This is a genomic window from Candidatus Avedoeria danica, assembly GCA_016703025.1.
Taxonomy (GTDB): domain Bacteria; phylum Chloroflexota; class Anaerolineae; order Epilineales; family Epilineaceae; genus Avedoeria; species Avedoeria danica.
This window is the reverse complement of record JADJCV010000004.1, coordinates 991,147-1,017,655: the sequence shown is the minus strand read 5'-3', so window position 1 is coordinate 1,017,655 and position 26,509 is coordinate 991,147. Positions and strand designations below refer to the sequence as shown.

General features: G+C 72.5%; 16 protein-coding genes. 10 read left to right on the top strand and 6 right to left on the bottom strand.

What is annotated here, in order from left to right; all coding sequences use genetic code 11:
• Nucleotides 1-2: 2 nt before the first annotated feature.
• Genes IPG72_07500 through IPG72_07490 form a run of 3 tightly spaced genes read left to right on the top strand, consistent with a single transcriptional unit; the run spans nt 3 to nt 4,262 of the window.
• Nucleotides 3-1,217, top strand: coding sequence for a DUF3524 domain-containing protein (locus tag IPG72_07500; protein MBK6768838.1), 1,215 nt, complete (start codon nt 3-5; stop codon nt 1,215-1,217).
• Complete coding sequence (locus tag IPG72_07495) at nt 1,214-3,214, top strand: hypothetical protein (protein ID MBK6768837.1); 2,001 nt, start codon at nt 1,214-1,216, stop codon at nt 3,212-3,214. The genes IPG72_07500 and IPG72_07495 overlap by 4 nt, the downstream gene beginning before the upstream one ends.
• On the top strand, nt 3,204-4,262 hold the full coding sequence (locus tag IPG72_07490) for a glycosyltransferase family 9 protein (GenBank protein ID MBK6768836.1): 1,059 nt from the start codon (nt 3,204-3,206) through the stop codon (nt 4,260-4,262). The genes IPG72_07495 and IPG72_07490 overlap by 11 nt, the downstream gene beginning before the upstream one ends.
• Nucleotides 4,263-4,275: 13 nt before the next feature.
• Here the strand turns inward: IPG72_07490 and IPG72_07485 are convergent, their stop codons facing one another.
• The 4 genes from IPG72_07485 to acnA form a co-directional block, all read right to left on the bottom strand.
• The gene (locus tag IPG72_07485; protein ID MBK6768835.1) at nt 4,276-7,305 is read right to left on the bottom strand and encodes a VWA domain-containing protein; all 3,030 of its coding nucleotides are present in this window, start codon (nt 7,303-7,305) and stop codon (nt 4,276-4,278) included.
• Between the two features lie 114 nt (nt 7,306-7,419).
• Nucleotides 7,420-8,154, bottom strand: a complete 735-nt coding sequence (locus IPG72_07480) for a tetratricopeptide repeat protein (GenBank protein MBK6768834.1) — start codon at nt 8,152-8,154, stop codon at nt 7,420-7,422.
• Nucleotides 8,155-8,287: 133 nt separating this feature from the next.
• Entirely contained in the window at nt 8,288-11,335 is a 3,048-nt protein-coding gene (locus tag IPG72_07475) for a hypothetical protein (protein MBK6768833.1), read from the bottom strand.
• Nucleotides 11,336-11,366: 31 nt separating this feature from the next.
• Nucleotides 11,367-14,162, bottom strand: a complete 2,796-nt coding sequence (gene acnA, locus IPG72_07470) for an aconitate hydratase AcnA (protein ID MBK6768832.1) — start codon at nt 14,160-14,162, stop codon at nt 11,367-11,369.
• 173 nt (nt 14,163-14,335) lie between these two features.
• Between acnA and IPG72_07465 the strand changes: the two genes are divergently transcribed.
• From IPG72_07465 to IPG72_07435, 7 genes are all read left to right on the top strand, one after another.
• Nucleotides 14,336-15,319, top strand: coding sequence for a C40 family peptidase (locus tag IPG72_07465; GenBank protein MBK6768831.1), 984 nt, complete (start codon nt 14,336-14,338; stop codon nt 15,317-15,319).
• On the top strand, nt 15,316-16,905 hold the full coding sequence (gene murD, locus IPG72_07460; protein MBK6768830.1) for a UDP-N-acetylmuramoyl-L-alanine--D-glutamate ligase: 1,590 nt from the start codon (nt 15,316-15,318) through the stop codon (nt 16,903-16,905). The genes IPG72_07465 and murD overlap by 4 nt, the downstream gene beginning before the upstream one ends.
• A 75-nt stretch (nt 16,906-16,980) precedes the next feature.
• On the top strand, nt 16,981-17,142 hold the full coding sequence (locus tag IPG72_07455; protein MBK6768829.1) for a lysine biosynthesis protein LysW: 162 nt from the start codon (nt 16,981-16,983) through the stop codon (nt 17,140-17,142).
• A gap of 26 nt (nt 17,143-17,168) precedes the next feature.
• Nucleotides 17,169-18,338 (top strand): PLP-dependent lyase/thiolase, encoded by a 1,170-nt coding sequence (locus IPG72_07450; GenBank protein MBK6768828.1) that lies wholly within the window; start codon nt 17,169-17,171, stop codon nt 18,336-18,338.
• Nucleotides 18,335-19,831, top strand: coding sequence for an ATP-grasp domain-containing protein (locus tag IPG72_07445; GenBank protein ID MBK6768827.1), 1,497 nt, complete (start codon nt 18,335-18,337; stop codon nt 19,829-19,831). The genes IPG72_07450 and IPG72_07445 overlap by 4 nt, the downstream gene beginning before the upstream one ends.
• Nucleotides 19,828-20,658, top strand: coding sequence for a polyprenol monophosphomannose synthase (locus IPG72_07440; protein ID MBK6768826.1), 831 nt, complete (start codon nt 19,828-19,830; stop codon nt 20,656-20,658). Before IPG72_07445 ends, IPG72_07440 begins: the two co-directional genes overlap by 4 nt.
• Nucleotides 20,655-24,227 (top strand): DUF2723 domain-containing protein, encoded by a 3,573-nt coding sequence (locus IPG72_07435; GenBank protein ID MBK6768825.1) that lies wholly within the window; start codon nt 20,655-20,657, stop codon nt 24,225-24,227. Before IPG72_07440 ends, IPG72_07435 begins: the two co-directional genes overlap by 4 nt.
• Here the strand turns inward: IPG72_07435 and IPG72_07430 are convergent.
• Entirely contained in the window at nt 24,128-25,390 is a 1,263-nt protein-coding gene (locus IPG72_07430; protein MBK6768824.1) for a glycosyltransferase family 4 protein, read from the bottom strand. The genes IPG72_07435 and IPG72_07430 overlap by 100 nt on opposite strands.
• Nucleotides 25,387-26,502 (bottom strand): hypothetical protein, encoded by a 1,116-nt coding sequence (locus tag IPG72_07425; protein MBK6768823.1) that lies wholly within the window; start codon nt 26,500-26,502, stop codon nt 25,387-25,389. The genes IPG72_07430 and IPG72_07425 overlap by 4 nt, the downstream gene beginning before the upstream one ends.
• Between the last annotated feature and the right edge of the window lie 7 nt (nt 26,503-26,509).

The following is a 26,509-nucleotide window of genomic DNA, read 5'->3' as shown; positions in this document are numbered from 1 at the left end:
GAATGCGCGGACTGCTCCTCCAGCCCTACGACGCCGGCTCGCATCGCGCTTGGGCGGACGGATACTTGCGCCACTCCGAGGTCGACTGGCGCGCACTGCGCCTGCCGGGTCGATTCTGGAAGTGGCGGATGCATGGCGCCGCCGTCGTGTTCGCCGAGCGACTGGGCGCTGACCGTGACGCGCCGGATGTCGTCCTGACAACCGACATGTTGGACGTGGCCACGTGGCGCGGCCTGGCACCATGGCCGTCGCGGCCCCCGCTTGTGCTCTACATGCACGAGAACCAGCTCGCCTACCCCGCGGCCTCGATCGACGCCGATTGGACGCCGTCGCGGCAGCGGCGGGCGGCACGCCCGGACGTCCGATACGCTTGGTTGAACATCACTGCCGCGTTGGCTGCCGACACCGTGGCATGGAACTCCGCGCACAACCGCGACTCGTTCCTGGAAGCTGTGCCCGCATTCCTCCGCCAGTTCCCGGACGCCGTGCCCGATCACATTCCGCACACCATCGCCGCCAAGAGCACGGTGCTGCCGCTCGGCATCGACCTCTGGCCGACGGCACCCCGGACCGACGACGACGCGGTGCGTCGGCCGCGCCTGGTCTGGAACCACCGCTGGGAGCATGACAAGGACCCCGATGCGTTCGTGGCACTCTTGTCGCGCCTCGTCGCTCTCGACATCCCGTTCGATGTCGCCCTCCTCGGCGAGACGTTCGGCCGTGCCCACCCTGCGCGTCGCCTGGCCGTCAACGTCCTCGGCGACCGGCTGGCGCACGACGGGTTCGTCGTCGACGTCGGGGCCTACCGCGCCGAACTCGCGCGCAGCGATGTCGTCGTGTCCACCGCGCGCCACGAGTTCTTCGGGGCGAGCGTGTGCGAGGCGGTTTGGGCGGGGGCGTGGCCCGTCCTGCCGCACGGGCTCGGGTACGGCGAGTGGCTGCCCGCCGCCATGCGTTCGGCGGTCATCTACCACGACGCCGACGAGCTGCTGGCGCTGACGGTCCGTGCGCTGCAGGCCGCCGCAACGCCGGGCAACCGCGCGGCACGGCGGCGGCCGCACGGCGTGCTGCGCGCCGCGATCGCGCCGCTGGCGTGGCCGGTCATGGCGCCCCGCTACGACGCGCTGCTGGCCGACGCCGTTCGCAGGGCGCACGTGGTCAGCGGCGGCACGGCAGAAGCCCACCGTGCCAGGCCGGCGATGGGCCGTTGCCCGTGATCCGCCGCATCGGGAGCGCTCCCCGCCGTCAGATGGCGTTCCTTGCGCTCGTGCTGGCCGGCGCACATGCGCTTGGTCCCGGCACATCCCGGCCCGGTGCCGCACAGTCGTCCGTCGGCGAATGGACCGCACCCGTCTGGCCGCTCGCCGGCGGATGGCACAGCGATGCGGCCGTGGCGTTCGACATCGCCGGCGTGGTCCACGTGGCCTACACCGACGTCGACCTCGATTCCGACGTCACATTGAAGCACGACGGCTGGGACGGCAATGCGACGTCCATCGGCTATGCCGCCCACGAGGCGAGCGGCTGGACGCCGCCGGAACGCGTGCCGTGCGGCCGGTTCGTCGTCGCATGCAGCGATCCCGCGGTCGCCGTCGACGCGCTCGGCATCGTCCATCTCGTCTATGTCGCCGTGCTGTCCGACGGCGCGGAGATCCATCATCGACAGCGCGTTCCGGGCACGGCGCGCTGGTCGGCTGCCGAACGCATCAGCGGCGGCGCAACCGGTGTGCGCCGGCTCGATCCGGCCATCGTTGCGGATCACATCGGACACGTGCACGTGGTGTGGACGGACGGCACCGGCGGGGGCGATGTCCTCTATCGCCAGCGCCTGCCCGACGGCCGGTGGCGGGACGTGTCCGCCGTCCACGATCCAGCGATCGGCGCACAGTCGTCGCCCGCCCTCGCGCTTGCCCCAAACGGCACGGTCCACGCGGTGTGGCGGGATGATCGGGACGGCCGGCTCGCGGTCTGGACGAGCCAGCTGCCGGAGCGGAGCTTCGTCTGGTGGCCGGACGCGCCCCTCTCGCGCCCTGCCGACGGCGTGGCCGGGCCGCCGGCGATCGCCGCGACGGCGGACGGCGTCGTCCGTGCCCTCTGGGTGACGACGGACGCGGACGATGCGGCCCGGACGATGCTCGCCCGCCTCTCGCCGGCCGGACCGTACTGGGAACCGTCGCGTCGGGTGTACGAGGCCGAGCACGGCACCGTCCTCGACGTGACCGTCGCCGCGGCGCCGAACGCCGATCTTGTCCTGGCGTGGACCGAGTCCCGCGCCGCCGGCCGTTCCCGACTGTACGCCGGCCGTCTGGATACTGCGGGCCAACTCGTCGACGTGCGGCGCGTCGATGGTACCGTGCGCGACGGAATCGCACGCCTGCCGGTCCTCGCCTCCAACGGCACGTGGCAAGCGGCGCTGGCGTGGAACCAGCCGGCCACGCACGGGCGGGCGGCCATCGCCTTCAGCACCGGACGCCTGCCGGAACCGGACCGCGTGGTGCAGACGTTCGAGGGCTACCTCGAGCCGGAGTCCGCCGTGTTCGGCTGCCCACGTGACGGCTACCGGATCGTCGCGTGCGACGGCACGTCGCAGGTCATCGTGCTGTCCGACGCACCCGCGCTTGCCCGCGTCGCCGGCGCCTACATCGCCGTCGAGGGTGCGGTGATCGACGAACCGGGTTGCGTTCGGGTGGCGGCGGACACCTTCACGCTGCGGACACCGCCGTGCGCGCGGACGGCGGCATCGGTGTTCGGCAGCACGCTTCAGGACGGCCGTCCGCTGCCGGGCGCGCGGATCGTCGTTGGGCGGCAAGTTGCGCTCAGCGGTCGGTCCGGGCGGTTCTCACTGACCGGCGTCGCGCCGGCCACGGTGAACATCACCGCGACGGTGCCGTGTGCCCTCGCCCTGTCGGCCGGGACGTTCGATCTGCAGCCAAGACAGCGACTCGATCTCGGCACGGCGACCTTCCTCAGCGGCGACGTCGTGCCCGACTGCGTCATCGATGTGCGCGACCTCGCCCGCGCTGCCTGGGATGTCCGCCAGCCGCCCGACGAAGTGAATGCCTGCAGCGACGTGAACCGCGACGGTGCGGTGAGCGTCGTCGACCTCGAGCTCATCCGCCAGCGGATGGGTCTTCGCTGCCCGCAGCCTTGGTCGCCCACACCAATGCCGCCGGCGGCCGTGCCGCCCCTCATGGAGCAATCCGATGGCTTCTGACCGCGGCGAGCGTCAGCCCAGTGCCAACGACGGCCTGCCGCCCGGCCTGTCGATCGTCGTCCACACCGGCACGCTCGGCGACCTCGTGCTCACGTTTCCGATCCTGCGCGCGCTCGCGGATCACGGCCCGGTCTGGGCGGTCACCGGCTGGGCGGCCGCCCGCCTGGCTGCCCGCCGGGTAACCGGCGTCGTCGCCGTCGACGGGGACCAACCGCGCTGGGCGCGGCTCTTCGGCCCGCGGCCGCCGGCCGATCCCGAGCTGGCCGAGCGACTGGCGGCCGCGAAGCGCGTCGTCTCGTTCGTGGCCGGGCCGTCCGATGCGTGGGCGGTGAACGTGGCTGCGCTCGCGCCGAGCGCACGGTTCGCATTCGTGCCCCCGCGGCCACCTGACGACTGGCCGGGGCATGCGATGGAGTGGTTCGACGCGCGGCTCGTCAACGCCGGCTGGCCGGCAGGGATGACGCAAGCCCACGCCGCGACGCGCGCCGGCCGCCGGAGCGAGGACCTGCCCGGCGGCGCGAGAGACGGAGGCGCCGCCGGGCCGACCGACGGCCCGATCGTCCTCCATCCGGGCAGCGGCGCGCTTGCCAAGTGCTGGCCGGCGGACCGCTTCTGGTCGCTGGCGGAGGCGCTGCGCGGCGAGGGTCGTCACGTTCTCGTCGTGCTCGGCGAGGCTGAGCGGGCGCGCTGGCACGAGGCCGAGATCCGGCGGTGGCGTGCGGCGTACGACGTTCGATTGCCCGACTCGCTCGTCGAGCTTGAGGCGCTCCTCGGCGACGCCGGCGCCTACGTCGGCAACGACAGCGGTCCCACTCACCTCGCCGCGGCGATGGGGGTGCCCACCGTCGCGCTGTTCGGCCCGACGCCGCCGCACGTGTGGCGCCCGATCGGGCCGCGCATCACCGTGCTCGCCCCACCGTCCCCATCGGCGATGGGTTGGCTGGCCGTCGATCCGGTGGCCCAAGCGGTGGCGGCCGCTCTCGACTTGCCGAGAGGTGCGCCCCCAACGGCGGACGAACCGCAGCGGCAAGCGCCACGGTCCGCGTGAGCGCTTCCTGCGGTCACCGGCGGCCCCAGTAGCCCGACGCCGGGCACGGCACCGTGCGCACGAGATGGGCGTAGATCGGACGGAGCTGGTCCGGATCGGGCGCCGGGAAGAAGCGGGTGGCCACGCCGGCCATCGCCCGGAGCGTCGGGGCGTCCATGTCCGGCCCGATACCGACGACGAACAGGCCGAAGCCCATCCGCCGTGCCGACTGGGCGGCGCTGACGACCGTGGCGGACGAGACCGGGTTCGCCTTGCCGTCGGACAGGACGATCATCGCCTTCGTGGCGGTGTCGCGCCCGTGCGCGCTGAGTTCGGCGGCGGCCGCGAGGATCCCGGCGTCGACCCGCGAGTTGGCCGCCAACGAAACCCGTCGAAGGGCAGACACGAGCCGTCGGCGCTCACCCGTCAGCTCTTGCAGCGTGGCCGCCGTGCGGTTGAACGTGACGATGGCCGCCCGATCCCCGCCGCCCTGCAGCCGCAGGCCGTCGAGGAACGTCCAGACCGCGTCGAGCGCGGCATCGATCTTCTGCTGTCCGCCGGGCGTCAGGAGGGCCATGCTCGTCGAGGCGTCGATGACGAGGACGATGTCGCTGAAGACGTCCTTGGGCGGGCACGCCTCCGTCACGAGCAGCGGCAGGTAGATCGTCCTCGCCTGCAGCGGGTCGGATGTCGGGCGCGCGGTCGCGCTCGGGCGGCGCGTCGCGGTCGCGGCGCGCGGTGTCGCGGTGGCTTGCGACGCGGACGGTGTCGCCGACGGCGGGCCAACCGTCGCCGGCGGCGTTTCGGTCGGCGGAGTGGGAGGCGTCGGATCGACCGGCGCGCTCGGCGTGGACGACGGCGTCGGGTCGCCGGATGTCGTGGCCTCCACGGTCGGATCGATGGACGGCGTCGGCTCGGCCGTCCGCGGCGGTTCGGTCGACGCGGTGGCGGCCGACGTGGCGGTGGGCTCGTCCGTCGGGGGCGCCGGCGCCGTCGGCGGCTCGGCCGGCCCGTCCGGCAGCCAACCGGCGGGCGAGAGGCGCGCGATCGCAAGCCCGGCATCCCATTGCGCCGCCGCGACGATCTCGCTGCCGAAGGCGACGGCGTTGCGGACCTCCGGCCAGCCCGCGTTCCATGGGACGGAGGCGATCAGGCGCGGCTCGTCGACGTCGGCGACGTCGATCAACGACAACCCGCCCCCGACGGCGATCATTCGGCCGCCGCTGCCGGCCACCGCGACGGCCGCATGCGCCAGGCTCAGCCGGCCGTGCGCCTGCGGCGGCAGGCCATCGGCGTCGAGCGTGACGACGAGGCCCTCGGTGCTCACGACGACGGCGTCGGCGCCGGCCGCAAGGCCGAACAGGGAGCGCTCGAGCAGCGGCAGGTCCAGAACGGCGCTGCTGCGCACCGCGACGCGGCCGTCGGCAGCCACGTCCAGCACGAGCAGGGACGGCGTGCGGGCCGGGCGGCCGGTCAGAACGTAGAGCCGTGAGCCGAAGGTCGCCAGCGCCAGCGTGGCGCCGGGCAGGTCCAGCTGCATGACGTGGCGCGGCGCGCGCGGATCGGAGGCGTCCAGCAGCACGAGTTGGCGCGGCTCGAGGCCGACCGCCACGAAGCGACCGATCCGCACGACGGCGCTGGCGCGCGGCGCCGGCTCGCGCAGCGCGCCGATCGCGCGCGGCAGCGCCGGATCCGAGAGGTCGATGAGCTGGAGCATCGCCCCGGTCGAGGCATCGGCGGCGAACGCGACGTCGCCCGCCAGCACGACATCCACGAGCTCGGCCGCGCCGATCCAGGCCGCGATCTCGCGCGGCCCGCCGGCGGCCTCGACATCGACGACGCGCAGGCCGCTTCGACCGGCCGCAACGACGGCATAGCGCTCGCGGTGCAGCGCGACACCGTACGCGTGCCATGCCTCGTCCAAGCTCCCGAGCGGCTGCGCCCCGCCATCGATCGCCGCCGCCAGGATTTCGAGGCCGTGGAACGCGCGGCGCCCCCCGAGCAAGTCGGCATGGTTGGCGACGTACACGCGGCCAGGCGAGGCGCCGATGGCCGCGACGAGGCCGTCGACCGGCGTTGCGCCGAGAAAGCGCGGTGCGGTGGGCTGGGAGATGTCGACGGCGCTGACTTCGAGTCCGGACGCCACGTACACCCGTTCGCCGGCGACGGCCATCGGGCGGACGCCGGTGGACGACACCCCCGACGGCAGGAGCACGCCGCCGCGGGGCACCGGCGGTCCTTCGGTGCTCAGGTCGTACGCGCGCAGGACGCCTGACTCCTGTACGACATACAGCCAACTGCCCGTCACGCCGAGACCGCGCACCGCGCTCGGCACGAGCGCCTTCGTCAGCAGCGTCTGCGGGCCAGCAGGATCGGCGATGTCGACGACGTGCAGCATCGGGCTGCCGGCGTCGCTCGCGGGTTCGACGGCCACGTATGCGCGCTGTCCTTCCGCTGCGACGGGCCCGACGGGTTCGCCGAAGGCCACCGTCCCAACGACATCCGGCGGCTCCTCCGCGGCGACGCGCACGATGCGACATGCATGGCCGCCGCACGCGACGAGCCGATCGCCGGCGACGGCCAGCGTGCTCGCCACTCCCTCCAGGCGCGCCGTCTCGGACGGCGCCGTGGGTTCGGCGATGTCGATGAACACGAGCCCGCCGTCGCCGAGGGCCGCGACCGCGGTGCGGCCGACGATCGCGAGATCCACGACGGTGGAGCCAAGCAGCCCGGTGCGCCCGATCACGCGCGGACGGTTGTCGACCGTAAGGTCCACGACCCAGACGACCTCGGCGACGCCGAGCACCGCCAAGCGACCTTCGACGGCGATCGCCGTCGGCGCGCCGCCGACCTGTCCAAGGCGTTCCCACTGGGGGAGCGCGTCGACACCGTCTTCGGCGTGGACTGCAGGGGGACGGCACGGCGCGCCGTCGGGCGGTGGGCAGCGCGGATCCCGAAGCGCGGTCGCATACAGGAGGGCCGCGGCCACGGCGAGCGCGGCGCGCGTCAGCGCCGGGCGGGGGAACCTCGTCCATAGGACAGGCCAGGCGACAGCTGCACGCATCGCAAGCTCCGACGGGGCGTCTGGCAGGGGCTCCCGGCGTGCACTAACGGTGCGGTCCGGCCCGCGTTACGGTCGGATCGGGACGGTGCGAGGCGGCGGGGCGGAGCGGCGCGCTTACGGGCGCATGCGCCGCATCTGCCGCATCCGGAGCTGCTGACGGGGATCCTCCATGAGCACTTTGGCCGGCGGCCGTTCAAGGTGCAGCGCCCACCACTCCGGGGTGAACGCGTTCATCTTCATCTTCTTGTCTTGTTGGACGGCCGCGAGGTTCTCCTTGAGGTCGCCGTCGTCCGGCAACACCTTGAGCGCGCGCTGCAGGATCTCGACAGCCTTGCCGCGGTTCTGGCGTCGCGCCTCGCACCAGGCGTACGCCGCCCAGAGCATCGGTTCCTTCTTGTTGTACTTCACGGCTTCTTCGAACACGCGCGCCATGTCGTCGAACCGCCGCGCCTTGTAGTGCAGCGCCGCCAACATCGCCTTGGCGTGCCAGTTCTTGACGACGGACCGCTCCAGGTAGGGCTGCGCCTTGTCGAAGTCCATCTTCGTGGCGTAGGTGAGGACGCCGATCTGGCCGTCGACGATCGCGTCGAGGCCCGGCTGCCACTTGGCGAGCGAGCGCATCTCCTCGAGCAGCTTGAGCGCCACGTCGATCCGCTGCCCCTGGACCGCGGTCTCGATGGCCGGCATCCGCTGCTGGAGCGTGCGCCGCATCCAGAGCGCCATGCCGGCGAACCCGCCGACGGCACCGATGAGCCCAGCGATGAGTCCGACCCACCATCGACCGCTCAGCTGCCATGCGGCCAAGTAGGCGGCGACCGCGATGCCAAGCGAAACATAGATGCTGTACATGTCTTGCCTCAATGGGGGGCGGACGATCCGAGTGGACGATCTGGCCGGAGCGGACGGGGCCGACAGTCTAGCACAGCCCGACTGTGACCCGGCGCCGCCGGCACGGGCCCCGCCGTCCGAGGCGGGCTCCGTCTCAGCGCACCGGCCAAGCCGCGGCGCACAACGGCAACCACAGGCGCGTTCGTGCGGGCGCCGTCGGCGGGGTGGCCGTCGGTCCGGCCGGCGTCCCCGGCACCTCGGTCGTCGCCGCGCGCGTGTTCGCGGGCGTCGGCGCGCCCGCCGATGGCGTTGCGGGCGGGGTCGCCGTACCCCTTGTGGCCGTCGGACTGGGCGAAACGGCGCCCTCCCGCTCGATCTCGAGCACGTAGAGGTACGTCGCACTGCGCCCATCGATTCGGACGGTCCGGCCATCATGTTCGACCTGCCCTCCGACGGGCACGCCGTCCGGACGCAGGGCGCGGGCCGACCGGATCGTGCCCGAGCGCAGTCCGATGCGCGCCTGCACGGGTTCCATGAGCAGGGGCGGGCCTCCGACGGCCTCGAGCCGCCGCCGATTCACGCTGTAACGCGCGCCGGTCTGGCGATCCCGCGCCAGCGCCGTCACGAGCACCTTGCGGCTGGCCGACAGCGGCGCATCGTCAAGGCTCGTCAGGATGAGGCTGGCGAACGGCGTCTCGCCGAACGCGACCTCGAACGCGCCCGTCGTGAACGCCTTGTTCGCCGCGAACCCGACGACGGCCTGCGTCCGCGCGCCGTCCGCCACGACGACGCTTTCGGCGACGTGCCACGCCAGCTCGCCAGTGGCGCTGCGGATGACCTCGCGCACCGGGTCGACGAGGGCACGGACGTCGCCGAGCGTGCTCGGGGCCAGCCCGTCGCCGACCTTCACCGTCACGCGGCCCATCAGCTGGGCCCCCAACGGCAGCGCGAGCGGTCCACCGCCGCCGCCCCAGCCGCCGCTCGGCGCGCCTTGCGCGAGCGCGTCAATGCCGAGGAACGCGTCGTCAATCGCCAGGCGGCGGGCGGCGATCAGCGGTCCTTGCGTGAAGTCGCCCCGGTGCACCGCGCGGGCGAGGGCCGGGAACTGGCCGATGTAGCTCGGCGTCTCGGTGACGTAACTGTCCTCGTCCGGCCAGCCGCCGCCCAGGTCGGCGCGGCCGGCCGAGAAGTGCGTGCTGGCATCCCAGCCGCCGAGGCCGAAGCCGTAGAACGCCACGAGGGGCGCGATTTCGGCCTTCCACTCGTTCGGCGGTGACTGCGTCCACTCGCTGAGCATGAACGGCTTGCCCTCGACCTGCTCGTAGCCGCGCGCCAGGATGCCACCGTCGAGCGTCCCGAGGTGGGAGGCGGAGTTCACGTCGCCGACCCCGACCTGATGCCCGCCCGCGCCCCCGCCGAAGTAGGCGTGGCGGTCGATGACGTCCATCGCGTCGTCCGTCCAGAGGTTGGCGAGGTGGGCGGCCGGGCCGCCGGCCTGCCAAGCCGTCGAGATCGTCAGGCCGTCATAGCCGTGCGCACGCAGCGCGTCGCGGCGGTGTTCGAAGTAGCCGCGCTGCGTTTCGGCGAGGAAGCGGATGAAATCGCCCATCCGCTTCGACTCGGCACGGTTGCGGGAAGGGCCGTCCGCCTGCATCTCCCAGGCACCGTAGATGCCCAGCCGGGGGTTGTCCCGCGAGTCGCCGTCCCGGCTGCCGCGGCCGACCGGTCCCCAAGCGGCGCGCAGTGCGCCGTCGCTGGGGTAGTGCGCGCGAACCCATGCCTGCCACTGTCGCTGCAGCTCCGCGATGTGGCGCGGCCCGGCGCGGCCTGCCTCGAGGTCGTTCAGGGGCGCGTGCCAGAAGATGCTGTCCTCGTTGTGGACCTCGACGATCGCCAGGGCAGGGTCATCGACATAACGCAATCCGGTGTAGGGGTTCCGATGCTCCAGCAACGACGCCAGCCACGTCCATTCGGCTTCCTGAAGGGCAGGGATGTAGTTGACATAACCACTGGAGCTCTTGCCTACCGTGCCTGCCGGAAGGTTCCAGGCGTTCGCGTCGGGCAGCTCGGCGTACAGGTCGGCCGGATAGTCGTCATCGCTCGTGATCACATGGGGGTAGAAGGGCGACCAGCTGACGTAGATTCCGGCGTCCTTGAGGGCGGCGAACCACCGGTCCAGCCGATCGAGCCCCGCCGGGTCGAGGAGGCGCTGGCCGTCCGGACCGCGGCGCAGAACGCCGACGATGCTCTCGACGGGGTGGATCCGCACGAGATTCACACCGTGCTTGGCGTAGTAACGCGCTTGGCGCGCCATCTTCTCCGGCGTCGCCATCGGCAGCGCGTTGACGCCCCAGAAGCGCACCGGCGTGCCGTCGGCGAACGCGAGACCGTCGCCGACCGCACGCACGGGCCCGCGTGCTCCAGCGGGTCGTTCGACGAGCGCCGACGCGTCGGTCACGCTGTCTGCGGACACTGCGTCCTCGATCGGGACGAGCGGGAACCAATCGCCGGCGGCCGGCACCGGCGCCGGCCGTGCCGGGTCGGGCGGCCTCAGCCCGCCCGTCGGCGCCCACGCCTCGCCCTCCGGCACGAGGACGATCGCATCCAGCCCGCCGTGCACCTCGCGCCCATCCCGCCGGGAGGGGTGGCCGGCCAGGCCGACGGTCAGGCGGTGCGCGCCGGCGTTCATGTCGACGACGCCGGCGCGCACCCACGCCAGGAAGCGGATGTCGATGGCCGGCGCGACGAGGTTCAGGCGCTCGCGCGCTTCGGTCGCCAGATCGACGTCGACCGCCGGCCCGTCGTCCAATCGCCACCAGCTTCGAACCTGATAGACGCTCGCGCGCAGCCACAGCACGCGCCGTCCGGCAGCGGTCACCTCGAACCGGTAGGTCGCCGTGACCTCTCGGGCGTCGTTGTTCGCGTAGTGCGACAGCCAATCGCCGGGCGCACTGCCCGGCACGCCCGGCGACAGGAGGTCGGACCGCACGCCGTCGCAACAGTACCAGCCGTGCCGGTTGAACGTCGTGGCCTCTGCTGCCTCACCTTCGATCCAGATGCTCGCCGCAGCCGCCGATGCTTGGGCGCTCACCCGCGGATCACGCGGTGGGCGATCCCGTTCGCCGGCGGCACCGATCACGAGCGCGCCAATGCCCGCCGCCGTCCGCGCCACAAGACCCGGCCATCCTGGCTTCCACGTCATGACGCCCGTCCTCGTTGTCCTGCACCATCGCCTACGACGACGCGCGCTCCGCCGTCAGCATGTCCCGCAGCACCGTCTGGAGGATCCCGCCATTGCGCCAGTACCGAATGTCGACCGGGCTGTCCAGACGGGCGATCACCGTGAACCGCACGGTCCGCCCGTCCGAATCCACGGCCGTGACCTCGATCGGCTGTCCCGGCACGACATCGGCCGGCACGGGCACGTCGAACGTCTCGCGGCCGGTCAGGCCGAGCTCCGCCCAGCCCTCGCCGGCAGTGAACTGCAACGGCAGAATCCCCATCCCCACCAAGTTCGAGCGGTGGATCCGCTCATAGCTCTTGGCGATCACGGCCCGCACCCCCAACAAGAGCGTGCCCTTGGCGGCCCAGTCGCGGCTCGAGCCCGTGCCGTACTCGGCGCCCGCCAGGATGAGCAGCGGAACGCCGTCGGCCTGATAGCGCTGGCTGGCTTCGAAGATGGACAGCGTGTCCCCGGTGGGCTGGTGCGTCGTGAAGCCGCCCTCCGTGCCCGGCGCCATGTGGTTGCGCAGCCGAATGTTGGCGAACGTGCCGCGGACCATCACCTCGTGGTTGCCGCGCCGGCTGCCGTAGCTGTTGAAGTCGCGCGGTTCGATGTCCCAGTCCATCAGGTAAGCGCCGGCCGGCGTGCTCGGCGGGATGCTCCCGGCAGGCGAGATGTGGTCCGTCGTGATCGAGTCGCCAAGTGCGGCCAGTGCACGTGCGCCGCGGATCGGCTGGACGGGCGGGGGCTCGATCGACAGGCCCTGGAAGAAGCTCGGCTCGCGAATATAGGTGGAGCGTTCGTCCCAGGCGTAGCGCGCGCCGCTGCCCACCGGCACGGCGTTCCATTGCGGGTTGCCGTCGTAGATGTGGCCGTACTCCTCGGCGAACATCGCCGGAGTCAGGCTGCGGCGCACGGCGGCGGCGATCTCGGCCTGCGTCGGCCAGAGGTCGGACAGGTACACCGGCGCGCCGCCCGGGTCGAAGCCGATCGGCTCGCTGGCGAAATCGATGTCCATCGTCCCGGCGATGGCGTACGCCACGACGAGCGGCGGGCTGGCGAGGTAGTTGGCGCGGGTCAGCGGGTGGACGCGGCCCTCGAAGTTCCGGTTGCCGCTCAGCACGGCCACCGCCACGAGATCGTTCTCGCGGATCGCCGCCTCGACCGGCGCGGGCAATGGCCCGCTGTTGCCGATGCACGAAGTGCAGCCGTAGCCGACGGTGTGGAAGCCGAGCGCTTCGAGGTAGGGAGTCAGGCCGGAGGCGTCGAGGTAGCGGGTCACCACTTTCGAGCCGGGCGCCATGCTCGTCTTCACCCATGGCCGCCGCGTGAGACCCCGCTCGACGGCCTTGCGTGCCACGAGGCCGGCGCCGACCATGACGGACGGGTTCGACGTGTTCGTGCACGACGTGATCGCGGCGATGACGACGGAACCGTGGGTCAACGTGCACGCCGCGTCTGCGAGCGCGACACCGGCCCGCGAACCGGCGAACAGGTCGAGCCGTTCCGTCGCCCGCACCGGTTCGCGCACCGCGCCGCCCTCGTCCAGCCACCGCGCCACCGGCTCGCCGACCGTGGCCGCGGACGGCGGCGGCTTGCCGTACGTCGTGTCCATCGCACGCCAGAACGACCGCTTGGCATTCGCCAGGCTCACCCGGTCCTGCGGCCGCTTCGGTCCGGCAAGGCTCGGCTCGACGGTGCCCATGTCCAATCGCAGCGTCGCGCTGAACTTCGGTGGCGGCATGCCGTCCTCGCGAAACAGGCCCTGCGCCTTGGCGTAGCGCTCCACGAGGTCGACGGACGCGGCCCGGTTCGTGCGGCGGAGGAAGTCCAGGCACTCGGCGTCGACCGGGAAGAACCCGCACGTCGCGCCGTACTCGGGCGCCATGTTCGCAAGCGTCGCCCGGTCCGGCAACGAGAGCCGCGAGAGGCCGTCGCCGAAGTACTCCACGAACTTGCCCACGACGCCGTGTCCGCGGAGCATCTCCGTGACGCGCAGCACGAGGTCGGTCGCCGTCGCGCCCTCCGGCAGCGCACCCTGCAGCTCGAAGCCGACGACCTCCGGCAGCACCATGTACAGTGGCTGTCCGAGCATGACGGCCTCGGCTTCGATCCCGCCGACGCCCCAGCCGAGCACGCCGAGGCCATTGATCATCGTTGTGTGCGAGTCCGTGCCGACGAGCGTGTCCGGGTAGGCCATCGCCGCGCCGTCCACCACCGATCGTGCCACGACGGTCGCCAGGAACTCGAGGTTCACCTGGTGGACGATCCCGCTGGCCGGCGGCACGACCTTGAAGTGCTCGAACGCCTGCTGTCCCCAGCGCAGAAACGCGTAGCGTTCCTTGTTCCGCTCGAACTCGAGGTCGGCGTTGATCAAGAGCGAGGCAAGCGAGCCGAACGCGTCGACCTGGACGGAGTGGTCGATGACGAGGTCGACGTTCACCCGTGGGTTGATCTGCTGCGGATCCCCGCCCAGCCGCGCCACGGCATCCCGCATCGCCGCAAGGTCGACGACGGCCGGCACGCCCGTGAAGTCCTGCAGGATCACGCGGGCCGGCACGAACGGAACCTCGTCCGGCGCCTGGGCGTCGTACCGCCAGGCAGCGATCGATGCGACATGCGCCTCGGTGACGGCGAAGTCGTCAAGGTTGCGCAGGGCGGCCTCGAGCATGACCCGGATGGACAAGGGCAGCAGCGACGGATCGGGCAGGCCCCGATCGACGAGCGCCGCCAAGCGGTGGTAGCCAACCGGGCCGTCGGCCGTCTGAAGGACATCACGGGTGCCGAAGGCATCTCGGGTGGGCATAGCGGTCTCTCCTGACGATCTCGCGCGTGGTCATGCCCGCCGGCGGATCACGCGACGGGCGAGCGCCAGCGATTCTAGCATGCCGCCAATTGCGCTTGTTGCTTGGCCGATCGCCACCCCTTCGGATACGATCGTGCCCATGCCTGAAGCACCCCCATGCCCGAAGCACCCCCATGCCTGATGCGCCGCGGACGGACGTTCGTCCACCCGACGATGCCCCATCGAACGACGCCGCGATGGTCGATGCCCTGACCGCTGCCGCCGAGCGCGCGCTCGCCGGCGTGCTCGAGGCATGGCGCGCCCGCTACGGCCACGTCGTCGCCGACGTCCGCGTCGCCCGGCAGGGGGACGGTACGCCGGTGCTCGAGGGCACGGTCCTCGTGCCGGCGCAGCGCGACGCGCTCGTGCGCAGCGTGGGCGGGCAGTTGGCCGCGGCCGGACTCGACCCGGCTCGGCTGCCGAGCGCGGTCGTCGCCCTTACCGAACGAGCAGAAAGCGAAGGCTGGTTGCGCGGCGTATCGACCCGACCGGTCCCGGTGCGCGCCACGGCGACGGGCGATCTGTCGTCCGAGCTCCTCCCGAGCGATCCGCCGGCCCGCCGGTTGACGCAGGTCGGTGATCACACGGTGGTCGAGCTGGCCGACCGGACCGTCGGCTGGGTTGCGACGGCGGACGTCACCGTGCTTGCCCCGCAGCACGCGCCCGCGTCCGTGACGGCATGGCGAGCGGGCTGGGCCGGCGCGGCGCAGGCCGCATCGCCGGGCGCGTGGGCGGAGGCGGTCCGGCCCTGGCTCGGCGTGCCGTACGTCCTCGGCGGCCGGTCGATGAGCGGCATCGACTGTTCGGCGTTCGTTCAGCACGTCGTCAAGGCGGCGACCGGTCTCGGTCTGCCGCGCCACTCGAGCGACCAGGCCCGCTTCGGCTTCCGGGTGGCGTTGGACGATGTCGCGGCGGGCGACGTCGTTCACGTGACCCATCTCGAGCGCGGAACGAGTCACATCGTGCTCGTGCTGGGGCCAACGGGGGCCGCCGCCACCGTGGCCCATGCCTGTCTCGACCACGGCGTCGTGACCGTCGAGACGCTGGCCGCCGTCCTGACGCGCTATGCGTTCCGTGCGGCACGCCGGTTCCCGCCGGGCTACCGAGGCGGAGCATGAGCGGCCCGGTCGAGCGGACGCGCCCCGCCGTCGATTGGCTCGAGGTCGAGGCGTGGCGGAACAAGCGTGTGCACGTCGTCGGCGTCGCCGGCACGGAAGGCGCGGCGATCGCCCGTTTCCTGGCCACGGCCGGTGTCGGACGGCTGACGCTGCACGACTTGGCCGGCGAGGATGCGATCGAGGCCGAGTTCAAGCGCCAGCACGTCGGCCTTGCGGCGCCTGAGCGCGCTGCGGCGTGGCTGGCCCTCCGGTCGATCGACGCCCGGTGGCACCTCGGGGATCACTACCTGCTGGATGTTGCCGACGCGGAGGTCGTGTTCGCGCCGCAGGCGTGGTACCTGTACGCGCGCAACCTCACGGCGCTCGGCGCGCTTCGCACCAGCGGCGTGCCGTTCTACGGCCTGATGGACCTCTACTTCGGGCTGTCGAGGGCGCGCATCATCGCCGTGACGGGCAGCAACGGCAAGTCGACGACGAGCCGGCTGATCGAGCACATCCTTCGCCGGCAGCCCGGGCGGGTGTTCTATGCCGGCAACGAGCGGCGCAGCGTCCAGGTCCTCGATGCGCTCGCGGACATGAACGACGCGGATCGCTTGGTGCTCGAGGTCAGCAACCGCCACCTGATCGACCTCGACCCCCATCCCTGGATCGGCGTCGTCACGAACGTCCTCCCCAACCACCTCGACGAGCATGGCAACGACCTCGCGTCGTATGCCCGCACGAAGCGCAAACTCGTCGCCGGTATCGACCGCCGCGGCTGGGCGGTGCTCAACGCCGACAACGAACTCACGTGCGCGATGGCGGACGGGCTCGAAGCACCTGTCGTCTGGTACAGCCGCCGCGGGCCGGTGGACATGGGCGTATGGAGCGCGGACGGGCTGATCCACGTGCGCCGGACGTCCGGTGGACCCGCTGAACGCGTGGCCACGCTCGCCTCGTTCACCCTCCCAGGGGACCACAACGTCGAGAATGCGCTGGCCGCATCTGCCGCGGCGCTGTGGGCCGGGGCCACCCCGGACGCCGTCGACACTGCGCTCAAGACGTTCCGCGGCCTGCGGCACCGCACGCAGCTCGTGTGGAGCGCGGGCGGCGTGCGCTATTACGACGACCTGAACGCTACGACGCCACAGGCCACGATCGCCGCGCTCGAGGCGTTGACGCGCGGCACCGACGCAGCGTCGCCGGACCAGCCGTCGGTCGTGCTCCTGATCGGCGGTGACGACAAGGGCCTCGACGTGCGACCGCTCGTCGCGTCGATCCGACGCCACGTCCGGCGCTTGATCGTTCTGCCGGGACCCGGCGGCGAGCGGATCGCGGCCGAAGTCGAACGGGCCGGCGAGACCGGCACCGGGTCGACGGTCCACGGCCCGGTCGTCGACCGCTTCGACCGGCTCCCGGACGCCGTCGCTGCCGCGGCCGCAGGCGCCGTGGCCGGGAACACCGTGCTGCTTTCGCCGGCCTGCCCGTACTTCTTCCGCCGGCACTACGTCGACGGCGGCGCCGAAGTGGGCTTTCGTCAGCTGCTCAGGGCCGTTCGTGCGGCCGATCCGCCGTTCGACGCGTCGGACAAGGTCGGACCATCATAGCGACGTTCACCGAACGAAAGCGACGCGGCTATCATGCCGGTCGATCGCACCCGCCCAGCCTGGAGCCGCCCTCCCATGGATGAAGTCGCAGCCTGCCCTGCTTGTGGAATCGACGTGCCGACGCCGAAAGACGTCGTCGTCGGCGAGGTCCTCGTCTGCGCACATTGCGGGGCCGAGATCGAGGTGATCAGCCTTGCACCGATCCTCCTCGAGTTCTTCGAAGAGGAAGAGAAGTAGGCTCGCCGCCGGTAGCGCAGCGCTGCGTGAACGCGATGACGGTGCGATCCGAGGCGCCGGCTGCCGGCATCTGGCGCTATGCCGATGCCTTCGAGCCGCCGATCGAACGGCCGTATCGCGTCTCGCTCGGCGAGGGCAACACCCCGTTCGAGCGTGCGCCGCGGCTGGCCTCCGCGCTCGGTCTGGCGCACCTCTGGCTCAAGCGCGAGGACCGGAACCCGACGGGTTCGCACAAGGACCGCGGCATGGCATTCCAGGTGTCGGCCGCCATCGCATCCGCCGCCGACGGCGGGCGTGCGCTCCGCTGCGTGGCGCTCTCGTCATCGGGCAACGCCGCCATCGCAGCGGCGGCGTACGGGCGCGCGGCGGGCGTCGGCGTCGTCGCCTTCGTTGCGCCCGGCACGGACGCGGGCAAGGTGGGCGCCGTTCGCGCGAACGGCGCGGCGGTCGTCGTGAGTCCGAACGCCCTCACGCTGTGCGAGGCGTGGTGCGCCGCGCACCGAATCCCCAACCTCAGGCCGTCGACCGACCCGGCGGCGGTGGAGGGCTTTCTGACCCTCGGCTGGGAGATCCTGTCCGACTTGCGTGATCAGGCCGGGGTGCCGGCATTCGTGCCTGAGGCACTCTTCACGTTCGTATCAAGCGCCGCGTCGTTCGTCGGCATCGGTCGTGCCTTTGCCCGGCGCGACGTCGCCGCATTCCCGCGCACGGCGCCGACACCGGCCCTGCATGCCGTGCAGGGGATCGGCGGGTCGGTGGCTGCCCCGTTTGAAGCGCGGCCCGCCGAGCCCGCGTTCCGACCAGGCCGCGTTGGCGCACTCGGCGCGCGGAAGACGCGACGGCTGGGTGAGGCGCAGCGCCTCATCCGCGCCACGCACGGCGGCGGCTGGTGGATCACGGACGCCGAAGCCGATGCGGCGGACGAGCTTCTTCGCGCGCACGGCGTCCACGCTGCGCTCGAGGCGGCAGCCGCACTCGCCGCTGCGCGCCGGGCGGCGGCCGAGTCGGGCATCCGAACGGCGATCGTCGTCGTCACCGGTGCCCAGCGAGCCGGCGGGGCGGCGACCATGGCATCGTCGGATCCTTCGACCGACGATGCGATTTCGCCGTCCTCGGAAGCGCGGACGATCGAGGACGTCGACCGGATCGTCCGGCGCACGCTCGGCCCGTTGCCGTTGTCCGGCGGCGGCCGATGAGCGTTGCCGAGCGCGTGCGGACGGCCGCGGACGTCGAAGGCTGGGCGGCGCGGGCCGCGCGCTCCGTCACGTTCGCCGGTCCCGACCCGCATTACGGGATCGGCCTCGACCGCGTCCTGCCCGACTTCGGCATCCTGTGCTTCGACGAAACGCCTGCGGCCGCGCTGCTGCGGGACGAGGCCGTCGACGTCCTCGCGCTCGGCGCGTCGTCGCACGTCGAAGACCACGGCCGTGGCGACGCCGCCGCCGACGAACCCACCGGTGCGGCGCGGGGAGACCCGCGCGGCACGCCGGCGCTCATGCGGTCGCCCCGCGCGCTGACGTGGCTGCGCGAACGCAGCGTCCGCGCCGGCGGTGACTTGCCGCTCCTCGTCTTCAAGCCGTCCCACCAACTGGAACAGACCGCGCACGCCGAAGGATGGCGACTGCTCTGTTCGTCGGCTGCGCTGGCACGACGGTGGGAGAACAAGGTCGCCTTTCGAGGGCTCGCCGCCTCGCTCGGCCTGGTTCAGCCGCCCGGCCGCATCGTCGCGCGTGCCGCGATGAACTACGACGTCCTCGCCGCCGACCTCGGCCCGACGCTCGTCGTTCAGGCGCCGTACGGCTATGCCGGGATGCAGAGCTACGTCGTCTCCTCGTCGTCCGAGATCGACCACGCGCTGGCGAGCGCCCGGAGTCCTGAGTGGCGCGTCACGGGCCTCGTCGCCGGCACGCCGTTGTCGATCAACGCGTGCGTGACCGCGCGAGGGGTCGCCGTCGGTGCGCCGTTCCTGCAGCTGACCGGCCTCGAGCGCATCACCCCCTATCGCCTCGGCTCGTGCGGACAGGATTGGGCGATCATGGCGCACATGGACGTCGCCACGCCGGCGCTCAGCGCTGCGGCGCGGGCCATCGGCCGCGCGCTCGCCGCCGATGGGTTTCGCGGCGTGTTCGGGGTGGACTTCGTGCAGGGCGACGACGGGCGGGTCTACGTGATCGAGGTGAACCCACGCCTGATCGCCTCGATCGCGCTTTGCACGCAGCTCGAGCTGGCGGACGGTCGACTGCCGCTCCTGGCGCGTCATGTCATCGCCCACCTCGATCCGGACGCCGACCAGGCGCCGATGGATGCCAACGAGGCCCCGCTGTGCGGCGGACAGGTCGTCATGCACAACATCGACCACGCGCCGTTTGCCGTGGCCGACGACGTACGAACCGGTGCGTGGCCCGTCCGTGGGCACGGCACGACTGCCGCCGGCGTCGGTCCGGCGCGGCCGGCGGTGCGGACGGATGGGCTCTCGCCCGACGAAGTCCTCGTGCTCATGCCGGCGCCGGGACGTTCGATCGAGCACGGAGCGGCGCATGCACGGCTCCTGCGGCGCGGGCACGGCGTGGCGGAGCGGGACGGCCGATTGTCGGATGACATCGGTGAGCTTGTGCGCACCGTCTGCGGAGCGGTCGGCGCAACCCCGCCGGCAACGACCGCCGCGGTTTCGGGCGACGCAGCGCGATGAACGACGTGTCGGTGATCGATCGGGCGCCGCTCCACCCCGTTGAGCCTGCGTCCGCGGCGCAAGCCGGCGCCGTCGTCGTCCTGCCGACGTACAACGAAGTGGACAACATCACGCCGCTCGTCGAGTCCATCCTGGCCCAGGGGGGCATCCGCGCCGTCGTCGTCGTCGACGACGGATCGCCGGACGGTACCGGCCGGGCGGCCGACGCCCTGGCGGCGCGGTACGGCCAACGGGTCGTCGTGCTGCACCGCGGCCGCAAGCTCGGCCTCGGAACGGCGTACGGCGCCGGCTTCCGCGAAGCGCTCCAAATGGGCGCCGCGCTCGTCTGCACGATGGACGCCGACTTCTCGCACGACCCGGCCGTCCTCCCGCTGTTGCTGGCCGCAGCCGTCGAAGCGGATCTGGTCATCGGCAGCCGCTACACCGCCGGCGGCTCGATCGACGGCGACTGGGGCTGGCACCGCCGCTTCCTGAGCGCCGGCGCCAACGCGCTCTCCCGCCGCGTGATCGGCCTCTCGGCAGACGACTGCACCTCGGGCTTTCGATGTTACCGCGCCAGCCTGCTCGGCGAGGTCGACCTGGAAGGCATCCGGTCCAGCGGGTACAGCTACCTCATCGAGATGCTCTTTCGATGCCAGCGCGCCGGCGCTCGCGTGGCCGAGGTCCCGATCCGGTTCACCGACCGCCGCCACGGGGCGTCCAAGATCTCGCGGGCCGAGATCGGCCGCGCCGCCGAGACCGTGGTGCGCCTCGCGTGGCGGCGCTGGTACGCGCGGCGCCGGCTCCGGCTGCCGGGGCGACCGCCGCGCGGACAATCGCCCGGATGAAGGCGCCGCGGTCGGCCGCGATCGCGGGCGCGGCGCACATGCTGCCCGCAGGCGTGGCCCTGGCCGCCGTCGGCGCGCAAGCGGCATACCGCCCGCTCCAAGCCGGCGTTGCCGTGCTCATCGGCCTCGCGTTCGCGGCGGCATCGGCATCGGCCACGCCGTCCGGCTCCGATGCCGTACCGCAGCGTGCGCCGATCCGCGATCGGCGCGATCGCCGCGGTCGCCCGCGCGGCCGGTTGGCCGGCACGCTCGTCGTCCTGGCCGTCGGCGCAGCGTACTTCGCCACGCTTTCGCCGACGACGAACGCCACGGACAGCATCGAGTTCCAGCTCGTGGCGGCGACGCTCCGCATTGCGCACGCACCGGGCTATGCACTCTACACGCTGCTCGGCCACGTGTTCACGCGGCTGCCTGTCGCGGACGTGGCGTGGCGGATGAACTTGCTGTCCGCGTCGTGCGGCACGGTCGCCGCCGCGCTCGCATTCACGCTCGCACGCCGCCTGGCGAACGACCCGCTCGCCGGCGTCGTGGCCGCGCTGGCGATGGCCTTCACGCCGCAGTTGTGGTCGCAGGCCGTGATCACCGAGGTCTACACGCTGAACGTCGTCCTCGTGCTCGGTGTGCTGGCGTGCTTGGCGCACCTGCGCCGCCGGCCCACCCGAAGCCCGAACGCTCGGCTGAGCGTGGCGGCAGTGCCGGTCGGCAGCGGTCGCACGGATGCCGCGTGGCGCCTGTCCGCGCTGACCCTGGCCGGCCTCGGCTTCACGCATCATCTGACGACCGTCTTCCTCTACCCGGTCGTCGCATGGCTCGTCCTGTGCCGCGATCCGAAGCTCCTCACTCGCCCGGGCGATGTCGCGCGCTCGGCACTCGCCTTCATCGTCGGCCTTGCGCCGCTCCTCTACTTCCCGTGGCGTTGGCAGGCAGTGAACGGCACGGCGTTGGATGTGCCCACGTTGTTCGGCTACGTCACCGGCCGCAACTACCCCGGGCTGTTCGATCTGAGCCGTCTGCCCGCCGAACCCGCGCGCTGGGGACTGCTGCGGCACGCAATCGTCACTGCGTTCGGACCGCTGACGCTGGTGCTTGCCGCCGTGGGCATCGCCGCCCTGGCCGCACGGCGGCGCTTCGACTGGGCGGTTGCCCTTGCCGCAGTCATCTGCGCCTATGCTGCGTTCTACCTGGGTTACTTCGCGTGGGACGGCTGGGTGGTGCTCCTGCCGGCGCTGGCCGCACTGGCGATCGCGTCCGGCATCGGCGCCGCCGCCGCGGCGATGTCGCTCGGGCCGACGGCGCGCCGGTCGCCCTTCCGGCGCGCCGCCGTCGCCGCGGTGTGCTCGGGTGCTGTGGCCGTGTCGCTCGCCCACGCATGGCCGCGCGTGGACGCGTCGCGCGGCTGGTCCGGTCAGGCCGCTGCCGACGCGGCGCTGGCGGAACCGATCCCGCAAGGCGCGCGCCTCGTCGTCCACCCCTCCGTCGGCGCCGGATTCCTGTATGCGCATCACCTGATGGGCGTCCGACCGGATCTCGACGTCGTATACGCCGACTGGCCGGCCGGCCGGCGCGCGCGCGCCGACCCACTGTCGGAGGATCGACCGGTCGTCGCGTACGGGATCGCCCGCGACGTGCTGCCGTCGATCGGCGTACGGTCCGTGCCGATCGGCCCGTCGTACGCGCTCGTCCCGTCATCGGATGCCGGCGTGCCGGCCGGCATGGCCGCTCCGCAGCAGGCGCTCGCCTCCGCTGACGATGTGGTTCACGTGGTCGGTTGGCGCGTGATGCCATCCCCCGCACGCGCCGGCGCCCGGGCCGCATTGCCCGGCGACGACTTGATCGTCCAGCTGGCTCTGCGCGGCAGCGGCGAACATGGCGCCGGCGGCAACGTCCGTATCCGCCTCGTCGCGGATGCGACGGGTCAGCCGGCCGCGGCCGGCCGGTCGATGCTCTCGCCGGACGGGAATGCTCGCGTCGAGACCGCGGAAGTCCGACTCGGCCTCGCGCGCGAGGTTGCGCCGGGCGCGTACAGGCTGGAGGGTGCCCTTGACGAAAGTGGGGCGAACGCCCGCGTCGCCGGGGTCGGCACCGGGGCCGCAGGCGCCGGACCGGATCGCGAAGCCGCGGCAGGCGCAGTGCTCGAGGATGCCGCGTGGCGCAAGCTCGGCGCTGTGACGGTCGCGCCGATCACGCGCCGCGACCTGGCGGAGGACCCGGCCTTCGGCGACATCATGCCCGTTCGGCGCGCGTGGCCCGACGGCACAATCCTCGTCGGCATCGAAGCGCCGGCGACGGTCGGCGTCGGCGCTTCGATGGGTGTGCGCGCCTACTGGGCCCACCCTTCGACGGCACGCGCCAGGGGCGGCACGGTGCGCCTGACGGCATCGCGGTCCGGCGCTGACTCGGGCACGGCGGCCGCCCTGCCGAGCGGCGCGTGGCCGGGCGGATCGGAAGCCGTTCGGGTGACGCGGCATTCGCTGACCGTCCCGCCGGACGAGGCGTGCGCCGGGGTGGCGACGATTCGGGGCATGCGCTGCGCACTCGGCTCAACGGCGTTCGCGGCTCGCCTCGTCCGGCAGTTGGATCCGACCGCCGCCGCGGCGCCGTTCGGGCGACCATGGCGGCTGCCGCGCGTTGCAGTGCGGCGTGAGACGCCCGGCCTTGACGGACCGCTGGGCTTCGACGGCGGCGTCACGCTTGCCGCCTTCCAGCCGCGCCGACGGACCATCCGTCCGGGCGATTGGCTGGCGGTGGACACGCAGTGGACGGCCGAACGCGCGCCGTCCCACCGGGACAAGGCGTTTGTGCAGCTCCTGGACTCTGGACAGGCACTCCGCGCCGGCTCCGACCGCGAGATTCTGTACGGCGCCGAGCCGATGGACGAGTGGCGGTCGGGCGAGATCCACGCCGACACGTTCTTCGTGCGCGTGCCGCCGGACATGCCGGCCGGACCCGCGCTGCTGCAACTCGGGCTGTACGACCGCGACTCACGGGTGCGCCGGGCGGTCCTCGGCGCGGACGGCTCGAAGGGCGACGATCGGGTTCTGACCGGGCTGTACGTCATCGATGGGCCCCGCGCTTCGACGTCCGCGGCCGACTTCACCACGGCCGACATCGCGTTTGACGGCGGTCCGCGCCTCACCGGCATCGATGCGCCGTCCGTCGAACGGCTCCGGCCGGGCGACGCCGCCACGGTCACGCTCCGCTGGCACGTCGAGGATCCGATCGCCCGCGATTGGACGGCCTTCCTTCACGTGCTGCGCGATCCGTCCGTCGCCGAGCCCGCCGCCCAGGCGGATGGCATGCCGCTCGGCCCGCACTTCCCGACTCACCTGTGGCCGCGGGGTGCGACGCTCGAGAGCACGCATGTGCTGACGTGGCCCGATGACCCGCCGGATGGGACAGCCGTCCCCCACTGGACGCTGGCGTTCGGCCTGTACGATGCGACGACCCTCGAACGCGCCGCCCTCCGCGGTCACGCCGCCGGCGGCGACGTCGATGCGGAGGGTCGCCGCGTCCGTCTCCCGCTCGGCACGTCCACGCTGGACGCCGAATCGGCCACGACGTCGCCGTAAGTCCGCGCCACCTCCCGCGCCAGCGCGCGAAACGACAGGCGCGCGTCGAAGTCCGCCCGACCAGCCAGGCTCAGACGCTCGAGTTCGGCGCGGTTCCCGGCCAACGCGATCGCGGCGTCGGCCATCGCCCGCGCGTCGCCGACCGGGACCAGGCGGCCGACGCGGCCGTCGTTCGTGAGCGCGCGTAGGGCGGGGATGTCGGTGACAACCGGCACGACGCCCGTCGCCAGCGCCTCGAGCACGCTCAAGCTCGACCATTCCCGGCGGCTGGCCTGCAGCAGGAGGTCGGCGTCCGCCAGAACAGCCGCCAAATCCCGCGGTTTCGTGTAGTCATAGAAGACTACACGCCCAGCCAGAACAGGCACGGAACGAACAAGGGCAGGGAACCGACGGCCGAATGCATCCGAACCGCTGAACACATGCAGGCGCGCCGAGGGCACAGCTTCAGCGAGCAGGGCGAATGCGGTCAGCGCGGTCAGCGGATCCTTGACGGGGTGGAGCCGACCGACGAGGACGCACGCCGGGTTGCCGGACAGCGTTCGATCCGCACGTCGAGGTCGCGGCAGGCGCGGGATGCACGTCGAGGTCTCGATCACGACCCCGACTTGATCCGGTCGCAAGCCTGCGGTGAGCCAGGGCTGCGCTTGCGCCGCGTGCGTGAAGAGCACGCGAGACATCCGGCGAAGCGAGCCGCGCTGCAGGAAGCGGGTCAACGAGTCGACGGCCGGCACGCCGCCGTGGAAGTGCGCGACGAGGGGTATGCCGCGGTACGCAGCGGCGCGCGCGAGGAGCCACACGTTCACGTCCATGTTCAGACCAAACACGTGGACGATGTCCGGCCGGCTCAGGAGTACGCGACGCACGAGCCCGAACGCCGGCTCGTAATAGGGTGCCGTGAACCGCGGCGAGAGCCGCCACAGCAGGCGTGCGGCTGCCCGTCGCACCCACCCGGTGGCCACGAAGCGGTGCTCGACACCCGACCAGCGCGCCTCCGCGTTCCGATCGGAGAGGTGGAACGCCCGCACGTCGAACCCGAGGCGCGCAAGCTCGGCCGCCAGCTCCGGCACGGTCGGGAATCGGGCGAGCCGCACCGCCGGATCGCCGTCGACCCGCGGATCGTAGTACGGCATGACCAGGGCCACCCGCAGCCGGCGCCGAGTCACCGCCTGGTCGGACCGCTCGGCGCTGGCGCATCCAGGTCGTCCATCGCCGGCGGCCGGCACTGTCGCCAGTGTTGGACGATCTCGCCAAGGGCGGCGATCCGGGCCGCAGGATCGCCGCCCCGCACCTCGTACGCACCGCCGCCGCACAGTCGCCCGACGACCTCGTCCCAACGGGACTCCGGTTGGGCGTGCTCGCCGACGATCCGCTCCGCGGCGCACCGTGTCCGCGCCTCGGCCGGGGCCACCGCATGCCACACCGCCCCTGCCTGCCCGGACGGCCTGGGGACGGGCTCCAGCAGGACCAGCGGACCGATCGGCGCCGCCGCGGACGGAGGCGGTGTGACGAGGGGAGTGGCGGTCTTGTCGCGGTACCGACCGGCCGTCGAGTCCGTCCATGATCGAGCTGCGGGCGGTGCTGCGCCCCCGCCGGCCAATCGAAGGGCCGCGTCATCGTCGAAATGGATGCGGCGCGCCACCGGCCAGATCGCCCATCGCGGCGGATCGATCCAGACCACCTCCTCGGCCAGCACCGGCCATCCTGCCGCATCCGCAGCCAACGCAACGGACGACTTGCCCGCCCCCGCCGCACCGCGCACGACGACGGCCACTCCGTCGATGACGACGGCCGCCCCGTGAAGCGCCAGCCGTCCGCGGTGCGTGGCAAGCCGCCACAGGGGCGATTCGATCAACAGCGCGCGGACGCGATCCGCTTCGGCCCCGGCGCGGACCCACACGGCGGCCATGCCCGCGTGCAGGTCGGCCGTCACACAGCTGCCGGCGCCATCGAAGGCCACGAACAAGCCATCGTGCTCGCGGAAGATCGGCCGCGTGGCCGCGGCCGCGTGGTCGTGCCAGTCGACCGGCCAGCCATCCCCGCCCGGCGGAGGGCCCTCGATGAGGCTGAGACGCAGGTCGGGCGGACCTTCGTCGGGCAGCGCCCCCGGCTCCGGCGGGCCAAAGGCATCCACCGCCAGCTCGAGCAGCGACTGGGCGTTCGCCTGAACCTCGATCGCGAACCCGAGGCGGTTGAGTCGGACACGCAGCGCCGGCGCGGGGCGTGACCACAGCGGGTCGGGCGCGCCGTCCTGCCAATGGGGGGCCGGTCCGGTCACGGGCTGA

What these genes read in the sequence shown, in the direction of transcription:
- IPG72_07500 (MBK6768838.1), top strand. Translation starts at nt 3, where the DNA reads ATGCGCGGACTGCTCCTCCAGCCCTACGACGCCGGCTCGCATCGCGCT.
- IPG72_07490 (MBK6768836.1), top strand. Translation starts at nt 3,204, where the DNA reads ATGGCTTCTGACCGCGGCGAGCGTCAGCCCAGTGCCAACGACGGCCTG.
- IPG72_07485 (MBK6768835.1), bottom strand. Translation starts at nt 7,305, where the DNA reads ATGCGTGCAGCTGTCGCCTGGCCTGTCCTATGGACGAGGTTCCCCCGC.
- IPG72_07480 (MBK6768834.1), bottom strand. Translation starts at nt 8,154, where the DNA reads ATGTACAGCATCTATGTTTCGCTTGGCATCGCGGTCGCCGCCTACTTG.
- IPG72_07475 (MBK6768833.1), bottom strand. Translation starts at nt 11,335, where the DNA reads ATGACGTGGAAGCCAGGATGGCCGGGTCTTGTGGCGCGGACGGCGGCG.
- acnA (MBK6768832.1), bottom strand. Translation starts at nt 14,162, where the DNA reads ATGCCCACCCGAGATGCCTTCGGCACCCGTGATGTCCTTCAGACGGCC.
- IPG72_07465 (MBK6768831.1), top strand. Translation starts at nt 14,336, where the DNA reads ATGCCTGATGCGCCGCGGACGGACGTTCGTCCACCCGACGATGCCCCA.
- murD (MBK6768830.1), top strand. Translation starts at nt 15,316, where the DNA reads ATGAGCGGCCCGGTCGAGCGGACGCGCCCCGCCGTCGATTGGCTCGAG.
- IPG72_07455 (MBK6768829.1), top strand. Translation starts at nt 16,981, where the DNA reads ATGGATGAAGTCGCAGCCTGCCCTGCTTGTGGAATCGACGTGCCGACG.
- IPG72_07445 (MBK6768827.1), top strand. Translation starts at nt 18,335, where the DNA reads ATGAGCGTTGCCGAGCGCGTGCGGACGGCCGCGGACGTCGAAGGCTGG.
- IPG72_07440 (MBK6768826.1), top strand. Translation starts at nt 19,828, where the DNA reads ATGAACGACGTGTCGGTGATCGATCGGGCGCCGCTCCACCCCGTTGAG.
- IPG72_07435 (MBK6768825.1), top strand. Translation starts at nt 20,655, where the DNA reads ATGAAGGCGCCGCGGTCGGCCGCGATCGCGGGCGCGGCGCACATGCTG.